This is a genomic window from Yoonia sp. R2-816 (genome assembly GCF_046762905.1).
Lineage (GTDB): Bacteria > Pseudomonadota > Alphaproteobacteria > Rhodobacterales > Rhodobacteraceae > Yoonia.
The window spans coordinates 1-500 of record NZ_JBKQXN010000279.1 but is presented as its reverse complement, the minus strand read 5'-3'; the positions used below and the strand labels follow the sequence as shown (position 1 = coordinate 500).

The window sequence follows — 500 nt, the reverse complement described above, 5'->3', positions numbered from 1 at the left end:
CACGCAAGGCTCGCAAAGGTTTTAGGCCGTGACTTTGCGGACAACGCATTGCGGATCGATGGGACACGGGATGGACTTCGGCTTTACGGATATGCGGCCCTCCCAACCTATTCGCGGGGCGCTGCGGTGTCGCAATTCCTATACGTCAACGGCCGTCCGGTACGTGACAAGTTGCTCATCGGGGCGCTTCGGGCCGCCTATTCCGATTTTCTCAGTCGCGACCGCCACCCCGCTGCGGTGCTGTTCATAGATTGCGAGCCTACTCTGGTGGATGTAAATGTGCATCCTGCGAAATCCGAGGTCCGGTTCCGCGACCCAGGTGTGGCCCGCGGGTTGATCGTCTCGGCTTTGAAGCATGCTGTCAACGGCGGCGTAAAACCCTGCCACTGTGGCGGAGCAAAAGTCGGCCACTTGGTGGCGCGCCTTGGGGCGTGATGCCCTCAAATAGCAAGCACGTTCCAAGGCGCGTTGGCCGTTAGGTCAATCAGATGATGATTAGC

General features: G+C 59.4%; 1 pseudogene. It reads left to right on the top strand.

Going from position 1 to position 500, the window contains the following annotated elements:
• Positions 1-363 (top strand): annotated as a pseudogene (locus ACFWW2_RS16845) (DNA mismatch repair protein MutL); the annotation flags it as partial.
• Positions 364-500: the final 137 nt, after the last annotated feature.